The sequence below is a fragment of the Atlantibacter sp. MEI4A-1023 genome (assembly GCF_056155425.1).
On sequence record NZ_CM149568.1, the window covers coordinates 2,577,776 to 2,594,228 of the forward strand.

A 16,453-nucleotide genomic window follows, 5' to 3' on the forward strand; every position below is an offset into this window, starting at 1 on the left:
CGGCGTCATCGCAAGATGATGCCGTTATTTTCAGGCCGGAGGCAGACGATGAAAGCCTTATTCGCATTACCGCTTTTTGCCGTCAGTATGATGGCTCAGGCGACGTGCTGGGATGAAGCCGCGCGTTATTTTGACCTCGACCCCAGGTTGCTCACCGCGATTGCGCAAGTGGAATCGGGCATGAACCCTGAGGCGATTAACGTGAACACGAACGGCAGCTACGATGTCGGGCTGATGCAGATAAACAGCACGCATTTAGCGCGCCTGCGTAAACTTGGGGTGGATGAGATCGTACTGATGCGCGATCCCTGTGTTTCTGTGCTGGTCGGCGCATCCATTCTCTACGAGATGGTGCAGATGTACGGCTATAACTGGGAAGCGATTGGCGCATATAACGCTGGAACACGCGCCAGCCGCCACGATTTACGCATGCGCTATGCCAAAAAAGTGTGGCAACGTTACCAGCGGCTCAGGGGATTTTAATGATCCGCAAGAAAGACACAAACTACGTCGTTACTCTTTATTATTTGGCAGCATGTCAATGAAATAAATACGCGATGCGATTAAACCTTTATTCGCATCGCTTCGCTTATTGCGCCATTGCTAAAATGCCTTGAATTTTAACGAGCGCTTATCAGGCGTGAGCATAATCTGGCGCAGGTAAATTTACATCCTGGACGACGCCGCGATAATCCACTTTAATATGATCTTTACTAATCCCTACCACACGCGCATCCGGATAACCCTGCAATGTTTCACCCACATGATAAACCACCTGCTCGGCACCTTGTTTAATTACGGTGGCAGACAAATCGGCGTCATTGCTAAAAATAATGCCGCTAATGTCTAAAGCGAGTTTTGGCGCACTGGCCTGCGCAAGGGGAGCGGCTTCTGCCACGTTATACAGCGCCAGCGTGACTGGCGGGGTTCCCTGGACCACAGGAGCCTGTTGAACAACGCTAATTGCTTCGCGGGTTTGCGACCAGTTTTGTAAACCCAATGCGGACTGGCCAATACCGGCCAGGGCAATCACGCCCAACAGCCCCGGGAAGATAAATTTTTTTACCGATGAATTAATCATAACTTTCACGCTTTCACTTTAAGAGACATACGAAGGCCAATTAATTTAATGAATGAATTAAAGCCGTTCATTGAGACAAATGATTTTATCAATCAATTATCCGAATCTCTAGTTTCAGTTTGCCAGCGCGACACGTCGCTTTATCTATTTTTGCCTTACATTAAAACCAGTTACTTAAATTTTACTGATTAAGCAGAGAAGAATTCGTTATTTAATGAAATTTAATGCGCGAGATAAAAACAACATTGCTCAGTCATTAATAACAAATAACGCCATTAATAACAGAGCAATTTACCGGATGATAAAAAGTGACAACACGACTTAATACCGTATTAACCGTGCGATGGCGTTAAGGCCTGAAGCACTTTTTCCATGGCTTCTTCGGTTAACGCACTACGTTTGATTTTTTGGTTGGCAAGCGAGGTCCTCACCACACCGGCAATCACCACATGTTTGGGCTCCTGGCCCAGATCGCGCATTTCCAGCACCACTTTACCCACTACCCGGCACATCTCCTGATACAGCTCTTCGTCTTTGGTCTTATTGCTCATGTGCATCCACGTTAATTGGTCCAGCGCGAACAACGCCTCTGGACAATGAGGGCCACCTGACGCCAGGCGGCCTGATTGCGATTAATTTTTCAGGGTGTAATCCAGGGTGATTTCCGCGTTCAGCACTTTAGAAACCGGACAGCCCGCTTTGGCTTTCTGGATAATCTCGTCGAATTCATTTTTATCGACGCCTGGCACGGAAACTTCACTGGTCAGCGCCACTTTGGTGATTTCGAACCCTTCACCCGCTTTATCCAGCGATACGACGGCTTTGGTATCAATGGATTGCGCCTTATGCCCCGCCTCGCCCAACATTAACGAAAGCGCCATGGAGAAACAAGACGCATGGGCCGCGCCAATAAGTTCTTCAGGGTTGGTGCCTTTTGCGCCTTCGAAACGGGTATTAAAGCCGTAAGGCTGTTGGCTTAGCACGCCACTCTCGGTAGAAACGGTGCCTTTACCGCTTTTGATGTCGCCTTCCCAGTGTGCCTGACCGCTTTTTTGAATCGTCATTATTACTCTCCTGTTTCGGGAACAAAGCTTAAGTATAGGAAAGAATAGTAAACCTGCCGGAGAGGGTGGGATGACGACGCAGCGATTAAATGCGGAACAATTTACATGATATCGTCAGTTTTTCTTCCGTATTTCAGGCGCTAAATTGACTTCGTCCGAGTGAGGAGAAACATCATGATTGAGCACTATCTGCAAAACCTGAAACAGGCTTGGGCGAATGAACCCCGTCGCCAGACACCCTCGCCTTTTTATTTAACGCCCGAACAGCGAATCCACATTCTGCGAGAATTGCTGTGCCCGGTGTCAAAGGTCAAATAATGCGCGAATAAGGCGCATCTCACGAGATGCGTCTTTTAAACGTGCGTAAACTTCGTTATTTCGGCCTACGCTCATGCTGATAATGGGCGATTGATCACACTCTGATTAACAAAATTTATTCAATCGCAACGCGGTGATAACAGGCACTTGTGAAACTGCCTGAAAATTTTATGAAACAGCGCTTTCATTTTCCTTCCTGTTGCGTTTGTCTTATACTACCGCCGTTTCTAACTTGAATGGTTTCAGCATATTGGACGGCCTTAAATCTTATAATGACTTTGCCTGCCTTTTCCCGGCTGAAACTTCAGCATACATTCCTCTGCACGCTTTTTTGATGTCACCTATTCTTATACGGTGCCACCAGCGCTTTAAGACACCTGTTTCCGCCCAGGGCACACAATGCCGTGGGGTAAAAATCCCTTATCCTTCTCAACGTTAAGATTAAAACTGTCATGAAAAAGACCAAAATTGTTTGCACCATCGGCCCGAAAACCGAATCTGAAGAGATGCTGTCCAAAATGCTCGACGCGGGCATGAACGTGATGCGTCTTAACTTCTCTCACGGTGACTATGACGAGCATGGCCAGCGCATCCAGAACCTGCGCAACGTGATGGCTAAAAGCGGTAAAAAAGCAGCCATCCTGCTGGATACCAAAGGACCGGAAATCCGCACCATCAAACTGGAAGGCGGCAACGACGTTTCTCTGAAAGCGGGCCAGACCTTCACCTTCACTACCGACAAAACCGTCGTGGGTAACAACGAAATCGTTGCGGTTACCTACGAAGGCTTCACCAGCGACCTGAGCGTTGGCAACACCGTGCTGGTGGACGATGGTCTAATCGGCATGGAAGTGACCGCCATTGAAGGCAACAAGGTTATCTGTAAAGTGCTGAACAACGGCGACCTGGGCGAAAACAAAGGCGTTAACCTGCCTGGCGTTTCCATCGCCCTGCCGGCGCTGGCTGAGAAAGATAAAAAAGACCTGATCTTCGGTTGCGAGCAAGGCGTCGATTTCGTTGCGGCGTCCTTTATCCGTAAGCGTTCCGACGTAGAAGAAATTCGTGCGCACCTGAAAGCTAACGGCGGCGAATCTATCCAGATCATCTCCAAAATCGAAAACCAGGAAGGCCTGAACAACTTCGACGAAATCCTCGAAGCCTCTGACGGCATCATGGTTGCCCGTGGCGACCTGGGCGTTGAAATCCCGGTTGAAGAAGTGATCTTCGCTCAGAAGATGATGATCGAAAAATGCGTGCGCGCCCGTAAAGTGGTGATCACCGCGACCCAGATGCTGGATTCCATGATTAAGAACCCGCGTCCGACCCGCGCAGAAGCCGGTGACGTAGCGAACGCCATCATCGACGGCACCGACGCCGTGATGCTGTCCGGTGAATCCGCAAAAGGGAAATACCCGCTGGAAGCGGTCACCATCATGGCGACCATCTGCGAGCGTACCGACCGCGTGATGCAGAGCCGTCTGGAAAACCACAACGGCAACCGCAAACTGCGCATCACCGAAGCCGTATGCCGCGGTGCGGTTGAAACCGCTGAGAACCTGGAAGCCAACCTGATTGTGGTTGCTACCCAGGGCGGTAAATCCGCTAAAGCGGTGCGTAAATACTTCCCGAACGCCACTATTCTGGCGCTGACCACTAACGAAGTGACTGCGCGCCAGCTGGTGCTGAGCAAAGGCGTGGTACCGCAGTTGGTGAAAGAGATCGCCTCTACCGATGACTTCTACCGCCTGGGTAAAGAAGCGGCGCTGGAAAGCGGCCTCGCAAATAAAGGCGACGTGGTGGTAATGGTATCCGGCGCGCTAGTTCCGAGCGGCACAACCAATACGGCTTCCGTTCACGTTCTTTAATTAAGAAACGTTAATTAATTTGCTAAAAAGCACCCTCGGGTGCTTTTTTTATTTCCGCCAATAGCCAAACTAAATAAAAAATCAAATCGAAATTTGCTATTCAACAGGACAAAAATCTAAGATGAATCCGATGAAAAAAGACTGTTTTAACACACTTTTTTTAACCAAATGGCTAAATTCGATGGTTCTTTGAGCGAACGATCAAAATTAAGTGGATTCTCATCAAAAAAATATTCTCAACATAAAAAACTTTGTGTAATACTTGTAACGCTACATGGAGATTAACTCAATCTAGAGGGTATTAATAATGAATCGTACTAAACTGGTACTGGGCGCGGTAATCCTGGGTTCTACTCTGCTGGCTGGTTGCTCCAGCAACGCTAAAATCGATCAGCTGTCTTCTGACGTTCAGACTCTGAACGCTAAAGTTGACCAGCTGAGCAACGACGTGAACGCAATGCGTTCCGACGTTCAGGCTGCTAAAGACGACGCAGCTCGCGCTAACCAGCGTCTGGACAACCAGGCTACTAAATACCGTAAGTAATAGTACCTGTGTTAAGAATGGCGCACATTGTGCGCCATTTTTTTTGCCCTTCGTTTAACCCCGCTTACTGCATCACCACGCCGTTTTGCCCGCTCACTAAGGAAATGTCCTGCTGAGGCTTCGGCGCGCCCTGTGGCTGCGCTTTGACGCTCTGAATCGGCACCACCGGCGTCAGGCCCGAAGGCTGGCTCTGCATCCCGCTGACATCCACCGGATAACCCGCCCGCCGGGTGATGGCGTTATCTACCGCCATACTGTCGGTACGCCCATCGTCGATGAACTGCCCAAAGGCGGCGTTGATAGCAATAGGCAGCGTTTGCGGATTATCCCAGTCGTTTTTCGACAGCGGTTGGTGCACTTCGACATAGCGCTTGCCGTCCGGCTCGACACTGTATTTCACCGGTTCATCAATAATCTGCACCCGTGTACCCCACGCCGCCTGGCTGAACAGCGCTTTAATATCCGGCGCGCGCATGCGGATACAGCCAGAACTGACCCGCATCCCGATGCTGCTGCGAACATTAGTGCCGTGGATCAAATACTCGCCGCCGCCCTGTTCCAGACGCAGCGCATAGCGCCCCAGCGGGTTATTCGGCCCGGCGGGTATCACCGGGGGCAGTTTAATACCCTGCGCCAGCGAGCGCGCCCGGATATTGGCCGTCGGCGTCCACGTCGGATTGGGGATTTTCTGGCTGATACGAGTCACCATGACCGGCGTTTCACGCCCTAACTGACCAATCCCCAGCGGATACACCTCTACCCGGTTTTGCCCCGGCGGGTAGTAGTACAACCGCAGCTCCGCCAGGTTAATCACAATCCCCTCGCGTGGCGTATCCGGCAGGATCATCTGCGCCGGGATGATGAGCGGCGTACCCGGTTTCGGCAGATACGGGTCGACGGTATTATTGGCCTCAATCAGCGACAGCACGCCGGTTTCAAACTTCTCGGCGATATATTCGAGGCTTTTGCCGTCATTGGGCACCACATAAGTGTGATTTTCACCAATGATACGGCTGCCTGGCGGCGGCAGAAGATAATCCACGGCATACGCCGCCTGTGAGGCACCCAGGAGTATTGATAGTGTTATTGGAGTTAAAGAGACCGCGCGTTTCATATAATTATTTCCTGTGTTCACCGACAGAACGCCGGAATGCTGAAAGAACACGAGGCGATAAATCGCCTCGCATAACAGGATGAAAGCAATCTCTTTGAGTTTAGCTAAGTTCTGCGGCCCTGGCGCGAATTGCGCGGATCATCGCTTCAAGACCTTGCGAGCGGGACGGGGTGAGGTGTTGGGTCAATGCCATTTGTTCAAACCAGGGGCGCACGTCGAAGGCAACAATGTCCTGGGCGGTCATCTGCTGATACAGCGCGAACACAACGGCGATCAGCCCTTTGACGATGGCGGCGTCGCTATCGCCCTGTAATTCAATCACACCATCGTCACGCTGGTTAAGCACAATCCACACCTGGCTTTGGCAGCCCTGGATTTTGTTTTCCGCGCGATGGGCCTCATCACTCAGGGCCGGCAGCCGCTGCCCCAGCTCAATGATATAGAGATACTTCTCTTCCCAGTTGGCGCAGCGATTGAAGTTGCGCAGCAGTTTTTCGCGTTCCGGCAAGGTTGCCATCAGAATCTCCCTGTTAGCCCAACAGACGGTGGATACGAATCAAACCCGCCACCAGCCTGTCGACCTCTTCTTCAGTGTTGTACATCGCCAGCGACGCGCGGCACATCGCCGGTACGCCGTAAAAATTCATCAGCGGCATGGCGCAATGGTGACCGGTGCGTACCGCGATGCCGTAGTTATCCAGAAAGCTGCCGACGTCATAGGCGTGATGTTTACCCAGGTTAAAGGCAATCACCCCGAGGCGCGACGCGGGACCATACAGGGTTAAGTCCGGCACCTTAGCGAGTTCGTTTAGGGCATAGCGCATCAGCGTCTGCTCATACTCGCCAATGTTATCCAGGCCAATTTGCTCAACATACTGGATGGCCGCGCCCAGGCCGATGATCCCGGCGGTGTTGGGTGTACCGGCTTCGAAACGCCACGGGGCCGCCGTCCATGTGGTGCCTTCGGTCAGGCTGACGGTAGCAATCATCGCCCCGCCGCCTTCCCACGGCGGCATCGCCTGCAAAATCTCGTCTTTGACGTACAGCACGCCAATGCCCGTCGGGCCATAGAGCTTATGCCCGGAAAACACATAGAAATCGCAGTCCAGCGCCGTCACGTCAATAGTGTGGTGCATTACCGCCTGAGCACCGTCAATCAGCACTTTAACGCCCGACTGGTGCGCCAGCTTAATCATTTCAGCCACCGGGTTTTCGGTGCCCAGCACGTTGGAAACCTGGGCGATCGCCAGCAATTTGGTATTGCTGTCGATAAGCCCCGGCAGCAGTTCAAGCTTGAGCGTACCGTCCTGATTAAGCGGGATCACCCGCAGTTCGGCACCGGTGCGTTTACACAGCATCTGCCACGGCACGATATTAGCGTGGTGCTCCATAGTGGAGATAATGATGTTATCCCCGGCGGATACCGCGCTCATGCCCCAGCTGTTCGCCACCAGGTTGATGCCCTCAGTGGTGCCGCGTACAAACACGATCTCTTCCGGGGATTTTGCACCAATAAAGCGCGCCACCTGGCTGCGCACGTTTTCCATCCGCTCGGTGGCTTCAGCACTTAGGGTATGGATGCCGCGATGCACCGCCGCGTAGCCGTGGCGATAGAGTTCCGACTGCGCATCGATCACCGCGTTGGGTTTCTGGGCGCTGGCGGCGCTGTCGAGATAGGCCAGCGGTTGCCCGTTGACTTCGCGGGTCAGCACCGGAAAGTCGGCGCGGACCTGTTCAACGTTATAACTCATGCCTCACCTCCCAGGCGCGCCTCAATTCGGGCCAGCACCTGCTGTTTTAACGCCGCATCGGTTACCGACTCGGTCAGCTCGGCGGCAAAGGCGTAAATAATCATCTTCTGAGCCGATAGCTGGTCGATCCCCCGCGAACGCAGATAGAACATCTGCTCGTCGTCAATGCGCCCTACCGTGGCACCGTGGCTGCATTTGACGTCGTCGGCGTAAATCTCCAGCTGCGGCTTGGTATCTACTTCTGACAAACGCCCCAACAACAGGTTGTTGTTGGTCATCTGTCCGTCAGTCTTCAGCGCATGTTTCGCCACTTTAATCAGCCCGTTAAACACCGCTTTACCGCGATCGCGGGCAATGACTTTATGCAACTGGCGGCTGTTGCAGTAGCCCTTGTTATGCTCAAGCCAGGTGCGGCTGTCGCATACTTCGTTATTCACCGGTAGCGCCAGGCTGTTGAGCCGCAGAGTAATATTTTCGCCGTTGAGCTGGGTACTGGTGTTGTGGCGCAGCACCGCGCCGCCCAGCAGGAAACTGCTGCTCAGCACCGATGCATCCTGCTCAAGCAGCAGATCGTTATGGGCGAAGTGATGGCATACCGGGTTTTCAAACGCCAGCTTATAGTGATGCAGTTGGCTATTGGCCCCGCCTTCGATGGTCAGACGCGAACCGGTGAAATGGCGCAGCGCGTCGAGGCTGACGTAGTGCTCATACACTGTGGCCTGCGCCCCGCTTTCCAGCACCAGATGGTGACGGTAGTGGGCAGTACTGATTTCATCGCCATCACGCCCGCTGCTCAGGTGCATTAACAGCAGCGGTTTATCCGGCTGCTGGTTGCGCTTGACGCGAATATGGGTCACAGACTGCGCCAGGCTTTCAGTGAGATGCAAAAACACTTCCGGCTGAACGGCAGGCGGCAGGCTGTCGCGCTGGTCGTTGATGGTTATCTCGAATCCGCTGTTGCTCAGGTCATCGCTGAGCGATGCGTCATATTCGCCATCGATAAACACCAGCCTGAACGCTTCCACAGGCAGCGCCAGATGCTCAACATGTGCAGCCTCCACTGGCTGGCGGGCCGGGGCAACAAAATTGCGCTCCAGCAGGCCATTAAGCGGGGTGTATTTCCAGTTCTCATGTTTACGGCCCGGCAAGCCTTCGCGCAGCAGCTGTTGCAGGTGCTCTTGCGCCTGGGGAGACCGCGTTTGGCCCTGCTCTTCAAACAGGCGGTGCCATTGTTGCAGTGCGTTAGCGCTGTTCGGTAAGCCAGCCATAGCCTTGCTCCTCCAGTTGTTTCACCAGGGTAAAATCGCCGGATTTCACGATGCGCCCCTGATAAAGCACGTGCACATAGTCGGGCTTGATGTAATCAAGGATGCGCTGGTAGTGGGTAACGATAATAAACGAGCGTTTGCCGTCGCGCAGGGCATTGACGCCGTCCGCCACAATCTTCAGGGCGTCGATATCCAGCCCGGAGTCAGATTCATCCAGAATGCACAGATCCGGCTCCAGTACCGCCATTTGCAGGATGTCATTACGTTTTTTCTCACCACCGGAGAAACCGACGTTAACCGAACGGGTCAGCAAATCTTCCGGCATCTTCAGCAGCTTGATTTTTTCTTCCATCAAATCCTGGAAGTCGAAGCGGTCAAGCTCTTCCTGGCCGCGATATTTACGTACCGCATTCAGGGCCGTTTGCAGGAAAAACTGATTACTGACGCCGGGGATCTCAACCGGGTACTGAAACGCCATAAAAATGCCTTCCCCGGCGCGATCTTCCGGGTCTAATTCCAGCAGGTCCTTGCCTTTGTAATGCACCTCGCCGCCGGTCACCTCATAATCCTCGCGCCCGGCCAGGGTCGCCGATAGGGTACTTTTACCGGAACCGTTCGGCCCCATGATGGCATGCACTTCTCCCGGACGTACCTCGAGCGATAAACCATGCAGGATCTGCTTATCTTCAACGCTGACTTCGAGATCTTTAATACTTAACATTTCGTATCCTTATGGCTTAACCGACACTGTGCTCAAGGCTGATGGCTAATAATTTTTGGGCTTCCACCGCGAACTCCAGCGGCAGTTCGGAAAACACATCCTTACAGAAGCCATTGACGATCATCGAAATGGCGTCATCTTCGCTGATGCCGCGTTGCAGGCAGTAGAACAGTTGGTCTTCGCCGATGCGCGAGGTGGTGGCTTCATGCTCCAGCTGCGCCGAGTTATTGCGGCACTCCACGTACGGGAAAGTATGCGCCCCGCAGTCCGGGCCGATCAGCATCGAGTCGCACTGGGTAAAGTTACGCGCGTTGGTGGCGGTCGGCATGATTTTTACCAGCCCGCGATAACTGTTCTGGCTGTGCCCCGCTGAAATCCCTTTCGAGATAATTGTCGATTTGGTGTTTTTGCCGATGTGGATCATCTTGGTGCCGGTATCGGCCTGCTGATGCCCGCTGGTCAGCGCCACCGAGAAGAATTCGCCGATGGAGTTATCACCGCGCAGAATGCAGCTCGGGTATTTCCAGGTAATGGCGGAGCCGGTCTCGGACTGGGTCCAGGACATCTTGCTGTTCTCGCCCTCACACAGCGCGCGCTTGGTGACGAAGTTCAAAATCCCGCCGGTGTTGTTATCGCCAGGGAACCAGTTCTGCACCGTGGAATATTTCACTTCAGCGTCTTTATGGATGATCACTTCCACCACCGCCGCATGCAACTGGTAGCTGTCGCGTACCGGGGCGGAGCAGCCTTCGATATAACTGACGTAGCTGCCTTCATCGGCAATCAGAATGGTGCGTTCGAACTGGCCGGTTTTTTCCGCGTTGATGCGGAAATAGGTCGACAGCTCCATCGGGCAGCGCACCCCTTTCGGGATGTAGATAAAAGTCCCATCAGACGCCACCGCCGCGTTGAGCGCCGCGAAGAAATTATCGTTAGACGGCACTACGGTGCCCAGGTACTGGCGAACCAGCTCGGGGAACTCATGAATGGCCTCACCGAAGGAACAAAAGATAATTCCCTGGTCGGCCAGCTTTTCACGATAGGTCGTGGCAACCGACACCGAGTCAAAAATGGCGTCTACCGCCACCTCTTTACCTTCACGCACCGGCACACCGAGCTGCTCGAAGGCTTTTTCCACTTCATCGGTTAAATAGCTGTTGCTGCCGGTCTGCTGCACCGCGCCCGGTTGGGATTCACAGCTATCATCACAGTTGCCGCAGGACGGCGCAGAGTAATAGCTGTAATCCTGATAGTTCAGCTTATCGTAGTGGGCTTTCAGCCAGTGCGGCTCCTCCATCTCCAGCCACGCGTGATACGCGTTGAGACGGAATTCCAGCATCCAGTCAGGTTCATTACGGCGCGCAGAAATCGCCCGCACCACCTCTTCGTTGATGCCTTTCGCCAGCTCATCGGTCTGTAACCGGGTAAAAAAGCCCTCTTTATAGTTGAGGTGCCCGGTCCAGGTTTTGACATCGTCAGTTGCTTCAGTATTACGAGACATAGAGTTATTCCGCCTGGACCCCAAAGCTTTCGCCACAGCCACATTCGTTCTGGGCTTTCGGGTTATTGAATTTGAACAGTTGGTTTAATCCTTCACGTACATAATCGACTTCCGTGCCATCGATAAACGGCATTGCCGACAGCGGCACGTACAGCCGCGCCCCGTCCTGCTCAAACAGCAGATCGTCCTGGCGTGGCTCTTTCACGGTATCCAGCACATAGCCAAAGCCCGCGCAGCCGGTTTGTTTGATGCCGAGGCGTATGCCTGACATGCCTTCTTGCGCCGACGTCAGCTTGCGAACGTGTTCCGCCGCCGCAGGCGTCAGCGTCAGCCCCTGCCAGGCGAAATCTTTCGGATCGAAGTTATCAGTTTGCACATCCATCATTCACCTCATTGATTCAAAGCCCACAGGCCGATAGCCCTATGTTAGTGATAACAATTCTCAATACAACATTCTGGCAACATGGGTATTGGTGGAATGCTGCTTTTTTGGGCGTCTTTACTAAGGATAGACCCTCACAGAAGAGTTGCAGATGGCGAAGCGTGCGGTTTAGTTAGTTGAAATAAAAGGTATTTTGTTAGTCAGAACAGGTATGTCGTGGAAGAAGGAAAAGATGTATAGGTAATACCTATTTATTTGATTAGGTAAGAGCTTATCAGGCGCAGAGAGACAGCTTTCCGGTGGTCCGTCACTCAGGCAAAAGTATGAGACCTGTGTAATTATGTACATTTTCACTCATAAGAGAATAATTATTACCGCTACGCTTCACTCTGAGGAATAAAATTTATAGCTTATTGATTTTACTGATGAAAATATTTTTCACATTTTCCTGGAATATCGCTAATACTTATCTCCGGTCAACGTAAAACCTTTTAAACATTGTCGTAGAGGTGCAATAGATGCAGTTTGTGAGTGAAAGTAGCGTAATGTCTGAACAAAACTTTGATTTTCTTGCATTTAGTTTCGCCGGGATGCAATTACGCGGCAGGGATGTGAATCTGGATAATATTACTGGCTTGATGGAGCACGAAAGCAAAATCTGGTTCCAGAAACGGTATGATTTTTACCTTAATCAGTTCAGAAATGGGTTCGCAGCTCACAACTAATTAAGCCTCAACCGGGTAGCGTTCGCTACCCGGCCTGCCTGGCGTTACTGCTCGCCGCTAACGCTTTTTCTCACCTTACAATGGCCTGACGGGCCTGTCTGGATCGTCTATATCCGGGACATCGGGGTCGATGTCATCTTCCGGAAGCCGATCGGGATCTTCAATATCAGGAATATCCGGGTCTAACGGATCGTAATCATCAGGCGGCAAACGTTCAGGGTCATCTGTAATCGGTCTGTCAGATGGAATCGGATCATAATCAGGTCGCTCAGACATATTACCTCCGGCTAATCGACAAGGCGCTACTGTTCGCTATTTCCTGTTTTCTCTGGTTCGTCTTCCTTCCAGATCAAACCATTTATCGGGATCTTTCGGTGGTTCTTTAATCATGCTTAAAACGAGGCATTTCATGGCCGGCTCCGCAGGATAAGCAGTACGTGCTGCGACTGAAGTATAGGCATGGCGCGGCATTCCGGCGAGCGGAGCGGGATCGGATTTGTCTCTATTCGGGCCAGTTTATTGACCCGAACAGGGGTTTTACACCACCGACGTGGTCAGACGGGAGGTACAGCAGAGTTTGTTCTGTTCATCGAAAATATCGATTTGCCACACCTGATGGCGGCGGCCAACGTGTACCGCGCGGCAAACGCCGCGCACGATGCCCGCCCGGGCGGAACGCAGATGGTTGGCGTTGACTTCCAGCCCCACCACCCGCTGTTCGCCTTCGGTGCACAGATACCCTGCCACCGAGCCGAGAGTTTCCGCCAGTACCACCGATGCGCCGCCGTGCAGCAGCCCAAACGGCTGGCGGGTGCGGCTGTCCACCGGCATGGTGGCTTCCAGCGAATCGTCGCCGATATGGCTGAAGGTAATATCCAACAGCCCCACCATATTGTCGTGCCCCATCGCGTTCAGGGCCTCCAGCGTCGCGCTGCGTTTCCAGATCATCCCAGTATCTCCAGCATTGCCTGTAAAGGGTGACGCACGCCGTTGCCTTCGATGCGCTTCACCTGGCTGCGGCACGAGTACCCGGTCGCCAGGCAGCGATTGCGCGGCAGGCGCTGCATCGCCTGATGCCACGACAGCTCGTAAATCCCCAGCGAGTTGGCGTGGTTGTTAATTTCGTGGCCGTAGGTGCCCGCCATGCCGCAACAACCGACGCTGACGTTTTCCAGCTTCGCGCCGAGATGGGCGAACAGCGCTGCCCACTGCCCGGTCGCGCCGGGCAGTGCGGTGACTTCGGTACAGTGGCCGAACAGATACCAGGATTCCCCGACCACCGGCTTCGCCACGTTATTTTCAAACACCCGCAGCAGCCATTCATGCACCAGCAGCACGTTGAAATCGCCGCGTTCTTCGCCGATTGCCTGGCGGTATTCGTCGCGGTAGCACAGCACCAGCGCCGGATCGACGCCCACCATCGGCATGCCCAGTTGCGCTACGCGGTTAAGAAATTCGGATGTTTTGCGCGCGGTACGGGCGAAGCGATCCAGGAAGCCTTTAATATGCTGCGCCTTGCCGTTAGGCGAGAACGGCAGCACCACTGGATTAAAGCCCAGCTTCTCAATCAGCCGGACAAAATCCGCCACCACCTGCGCGTCGTAGTAGCTGGTGAACGGGTCCTGCACCACCAGTACGGTACGGTCGCGCTCGGCAACGCTCAGCCTTTCGAGATCTTCCAGCGTCATGTTGGCGCTGCGATGGCCCACCAACTGCTGTTGCAGCGTCGGCGTGGAAAGCAGCGGCAAATCGACCATGCCGATATGCTTCGCCGACAGATCTTTCACCCACGGCTGGCTCATAAAGAAGTTAAAGACTTTCGGCGCGCGGGCCATCAGCGGCGCGTAGCTTTCCACGGTTGCCACAAAATGGTCGCGCACCGGGCGCAGATAGCGGGTGTGGTACAACTGTAAAAAGCGCGAGCGGAACTCCGGCACATCGATTTTAATCGGGCACTGGGTTGAACAGGCTTTACAGGCCAGGCAGCCGGACATCGCCTCTTTCACTTCATGTGAAAAGTCATACTCGCCTTTCTGCGCATGCCAGGTGTTACGGGTGCGCTCAATCAGGGTACGCAGGCTGGCGCGTTTTTCCGGCAGGCTTTTTTCCAGCTTGATCGGGTCAACGCCGCGATCTTCCAGCAGCCGCAACCATTCACGCACCAGCGTGGCGCGCCCTTTCGGGGAGTGGATGCGGTTGCTGGTGATTTTCATCGACGGGCACATCGGACTTTTCACGTCGAAGTTAAAGCACAGGCCGTTGCCGTTGCACTCCATCGCCCCGCGCCAGGCGCTGCGTACCGCGATGGGAATTTGCCGGTCGAAGGTGCCGCGCTTGACGTCATCGACCTTTTTCATGGGGGCATCCATGCCCGCAGGCGGGCAGATTTTGCCCGGATTAAGGCGGTTGTTCGGGTCAAAGACCGCTTTGATGACGCGCAGTTCGTGATAAAGCTCGTCGCCGAAAAATGCCGGGCTGTACTCGGCGCGGAAGCCTTTCCCGTGCTCACCCCACAGCAGGCCGCCGTATTTCGCGGTCAGCGCCACCACCTCGTCGGAGATGCGTTTCATCAGCACTTCCTGGTGCGGGTCACACATGTCCAGCGCCGGGCGCACGTGCAGCACGCCCGCGTCCACATGCCCGAACATGCCGTAGCTCAGACCGTGGCTGTCCAGCAAGGCGCGAAATTCAACAATGTAATCTGCCAGGTTTTCCGGCGGCACGCAGGTGTCTTCGGCAAACGGGATCGGCTTTGCCACCCCCTTTGCGTTACCCAGCAGCCCTACCGCTTTTTTACGCATCGCGTAGATTCGCTCTACGCCTACTAAATCGGCGCACACCTGCCAGCCAATCACCCCGCCCTCTCCGCGCGCCATCAGTTCATCCAGACGCGCGCACAGCCCTGCCACCTGGCTTTCGATAAGGGCTTCATCGTCCCCGGCGAATTCAACAATGTTCAGACCCAGCAGATCCTTATCGGGCACATCGGTGATCAGCTCTTTCACCGAATGCCAGACGATATCTTCCCGCGCCAGGTTAAGCACTTTGGAGTCGACAGTTTCTACCGACAGCGCCTGGGCCTGCACCATAAACGGCGCGTTACGCAGCGCGGAGTCGAACGAGTCATATTTGACGTTTACCAGCTGGCGCACTTTGGGCAACGGCGTGATATCTAACCGCGCCTCGGTAATAAACGCCAGGGTGCCTTCTGAACCGGTGAGAATGCGCGTCAGGTTGAAGCGGCTCATATCATCACTATAGACGTTTTTCAGGTCATAGCCGGTCAGGAAGCGGTTGAGTTTCGGGAATTTGGCCAGGATCAGCGGGCGCTGTTCGCGGCAGCGCTCCACCACGGTTTTATAGATGCGGCCAATGGGCCCCGGCTCGCGGCCCATCTCTTCCGCCAGGGTAGAGGACATCTCATGGGTGTCGAGAATGTCGCCGCCCAGCAGCACCGCGCGCACGCCTAAAACGTGATCGGACGTTTTACCGTACACCAGCGACCCCTGGCCGGAGGCATCGGTATTGATCATGCCGCCCAGAGTGGCACGGTTACTGGTGGAGAGTTCCGGTGCGAAGAAATAGCCGTAGGGTTTGAGGTACTGGTTAAGCTGGTCTTTAATGACGCCCGCTTCCACCCGCACCCAGCCTTCTTCCGGGTTAATCTCCATGATGCGGTTCATATAGCGCGACATATCAACGATGATGCCGCTATTCAGCGCCTGGCCGTTGGTACCGGTGCCGCCGCCGCGCGGGGTAAACACCAGCGACGCAAAACGCGCTTCATCCGCCAGCCGGGCAATCAGCGCCACATCCGCCGTCGATCGCGGGAAGATCACCGCATCGGGCAAAAGCTGGTAAATACTGTTGTCAGTCGCCATCGTTAACCGATCGGCGTAGCTTGTGGCGGTATCGCCGGTAAACCCGTGTTGCTCCAGTGCCTGCAAAAAGTTGACGACCAGCTGAACCAGCCCTGGCGCCTGAGAAATTTGTGGGATCATTAGCCTTAAACCTGCCAGATCGAGAAGTTGTGAGTTGCGAGCCTGCTAAATCAAGCCTCGTTGTCATCATTGGAAGTTATCGTTTGCGTGATGACACCACGTTTGTATCACACTTTTT

The 16,453-nt window shown here is 53.9% G+C and carries 18 protein-coding genes; 5 read left to right on the forward strand and 13 right to left on the reverse strand.

Annotation, left to right across the window (positions count from 1 at the left end; all coding sequences use genetic code 11):
- Positions 1-48 precede the first annotated feature (48 nt).
- Positions 49-483, forward strand: coding sequence for a type III secretion system invasion protein IagB (gene iagB / locus ACVV26_RS12375; RefSeq protein WP_312982428.1), 435 nt, complete (start codon positions 49-51; stop codon positions 481-483).
- Positions 484-634: 151 nt separating this feature from the next.
- On the opposite strand, the gene ACVV26_RS12380 is transcribed toward iagB, so the two are convergent.
- The 3 genes from ACVV26_RS12380 to ACVV26_RS12390 all read right to left on the reverse strand — a co-directional run bounded on the left by ACVV26_RS12380 (position 635) and on the right by ACVV26_RS12390 (position 2,145).
- Positions 635-1,081 carry a type II secretion system protein N gene (locus ACVV26_RS12380; RefSeq protein ID WP_474797316.1) on the reverse strand — a complete coding sequence of 149 codons (447 nt, stop codon included), beginning with the start codon at positions 1,079-1,081 and terminating at the stop codon, positions 635-637.
- A 332-nt stretch (positions 1,082-1,413) separates the two neighbouring features.
- The gene (fumD, locus tag ACVV26_RS12385) at positions 1,414-1,632 is read right to left on the reverse strand and encodes a fumarate hydratase FumD (RefSeq protein ID WP_474797318.1); all 219 of its coding nucleotides are present in this window, start codon (positions 1,630-1,632) and stop codon (positions 1,414-1,416) included.
- 81 nt (positions 1,633-1,713) lie between these two features.
- Complete coding sequence (locus ACVV26_RS12390; protein ID WP_312982432.1) at positions 1,714-2,145, reverse strand: OsmC family protein; 432 nt, start codon at positions 2,143-2,145, stop codon at positions 1,714-1,716.
- A 652-nt stretch (positions 2,146-2,797) separates the two neighbouring features.
- On the opposite strand from ACVV26_RS12390, the gene ACVV26_RS12395 reads away from it, so the two are divergent.
- From ACVV26_RS12395 to lpp, 3 genes are all read left to right on the forward strand, one after another.
- Complete coding sequence (locus tag ACVV26_RS12395) at positions 2,798-2,902, forward strand: hypothetical protein (RefSeq protein WP_474801835.1); 105 nt, start codon at positions 2,798-2,800, stop codon at positions 2,900-2,902.
- Positions 2,903-2,915: 13 nt separating this feature from the next.
- Complete coding sequence (pykF, locus tag ACVV26_RS12400) at positions 2,916-4,328, forward strand: pyruvate kinase PykF (RefSeq protein ID WP_474797319.1); 1,413 nt, start codon at positions 2,916-2,918, stop codon at positions 4,326-4,328.
- A 307-nt stretch (positions 4,329-4,635) separates the two neighbouring features.
- Positions 4,636-4,872 carry a murein lipoprotein Lpp gene (gene lpp / locus ACVV26_RS12405; RefSeq protein ID WP_001082307.1) on the forward strand — a complete coding sequence of 79 codons (237 nt, stop codon included), beginning with the start codon at positions 4,636-4,638 and terminating at the stop codon, positions 4,870-4,872.
- Positions 4,873-4,936: 64 nt separating this feature from the next.
- Here lpp and ldtE read toward each other — a convergent pair whose 3' ends face one another.
- From ldtE to sufA, 7 genes are all read right to left on the reverse strand, one after another.
- Positions 4,937-5,986, reverse strand: a complete 1,050-nt coding sequence (ldtE, locus tag ACVV26_RS12410; RefSeq protein ID WP_474797320.1) for a L,D-transpeptidase LdtE — start codon at positions 5,984-5,986, stop codon at positions 4,937-4,939.
- Between the two features lie 100 nt (positions 5,987-6,086).
- Complete coding sequence (gene sufE / locus ACVV26_RS12415; protein WP_144132268.1) at positions 6,087-6,503, reverse strand: cysteine desulfuration protein SufE; 417 nt, start codon at positions 6,501-6,503, stop codon at positions 6,087-6,089.
- 13 nt (positions 6,504-6,516) lie between these two features.
- Positions 6,517-7,737 carry a cysteine desulfurase SufS gene (gene sufS, locus ACVV26_RS12420; RefSeq protein WP_474797321.1) on the reverse strand — a complete coding sequence of 407 codons (1,221 nt, stop codon included), beginning with the start codon at positions 7,735-7,737 and terminating at the stop codon, positions 6,517-6,519.
- Complete coding sequence (sufD, locus tag ACVV26_RS12425) at positions 7,734-9,005, reverse strand: Fe-S cluster assembly protein SufD (protein WP_474797323.1); 1,272 nt, start codon at positions 9,003-9,005, stop codon at positions 7,734-7,736. The genes sufS and sufD overlap by 4 nt, the downstream gene beginning before the upstream one ends.
- A complete protein-coding gene (gene sufC, locus ACVV26_RS12430) occupies positions 8,980-9,726 on the reverse strand; it encodes a Fe-S cluster assembly ATPase SufC (RefSeq protein WP_474797324.1) in 747 nt (248 codons plus the stop codon). Before sufC ends, sufD begins: the two co-directional genes overlap by 26 nt.
- 16 nt (positions 9,727-9,742) lie before the next feature.
- A complete protein-coding gene (gene sufB / locus ACVV26_RS12435; RefSeq protein WP_474797325.1) occupies positions 9,743-11,227 on the reverse strand; it encodes a Fe-S cluster assembly protein SufB in 1,485 nt (494 codons plus the stop codon).
- A gap of 4 nt (positions 11,228-11,231) precedes the next feature.
- Complete coding sequence (sufA, locus tag ACVV26_RS12440) at positions 11,232-11,609, reverse strand: Fe-S cluster assembly scaffold SufA (protein WP_312982573.1); 378 nt, start codon at positions 11,607-11,609, stop codon at positions 11,232-11,234.
- Positions 11,610-12,199: 590 nt separating this feature from the next.
- On the opposite strand from sufA, the gene ACVV26_RS12445 reads away from it, so the two are divergent.
- Positions 12,200-12,334: a hypothetical protein gene (locus ACVV26_RS12445; RefSeq protein WP_474801836.1), complete on the forward strand. Its 135-nt coding sequence runs from the start codon at positions 12,200-12,202 to the stop codon at positions 12,332-12,334.
- Positions 12,335-12,409: 75 nt separating this feature from the next.
- On the opposite strand, the gene ACVV26_RS12450 is transcribed toward ACVV26_RS12445, so the two are convergent.
- The 3 genes from ACVV26_RS12450 to ydiJ all read right to left on the reverse strand — a co-directional run bounded on the left by ACVV26_RS12450 (position 12,410) and on the right by ydiJ (position 16,335).
- Positions 12,410-12,610, reverse strand: coding sequence for a hypothetical protein (locus tag ACVV26_RS12450; RefSeq protein WP_312982448.1), 201 nt, complete (start codon positions 12,608-12,610; stop codon positions 12,410-12,412).
- A gap of 261 nt (positions 12,611-12,871) precedes the next feature.
- Positions 12,872-13,282: a 1,4-dihydroxy-2-naphthoyl-CoA hydrolase gene (gene menI, locus ACVV26_RS12455; protein ID WP_125293468.1), complete on the reverse strand. Its 411-nt coding sequence runs from the start codon at positions 13,280-13,282 to the stop codon at positions 12,872-12,874.
- Entirely contained in the window at positions 13,279-16,335 is a 3,057-nt protein-coding gene (gene ydiJ, locus ACVV26_RS12460; RefSeq protein WP_474797327.1) for a D-2-hydroxyglutarate dehydrogenase YdiJ, read from the reverse strand. Before ydiJ ends, menI begins: the two co-directional genes overlap by 4 nt.
- Positions 16,336-16,453: the final 118 nt, after the last annotated feature.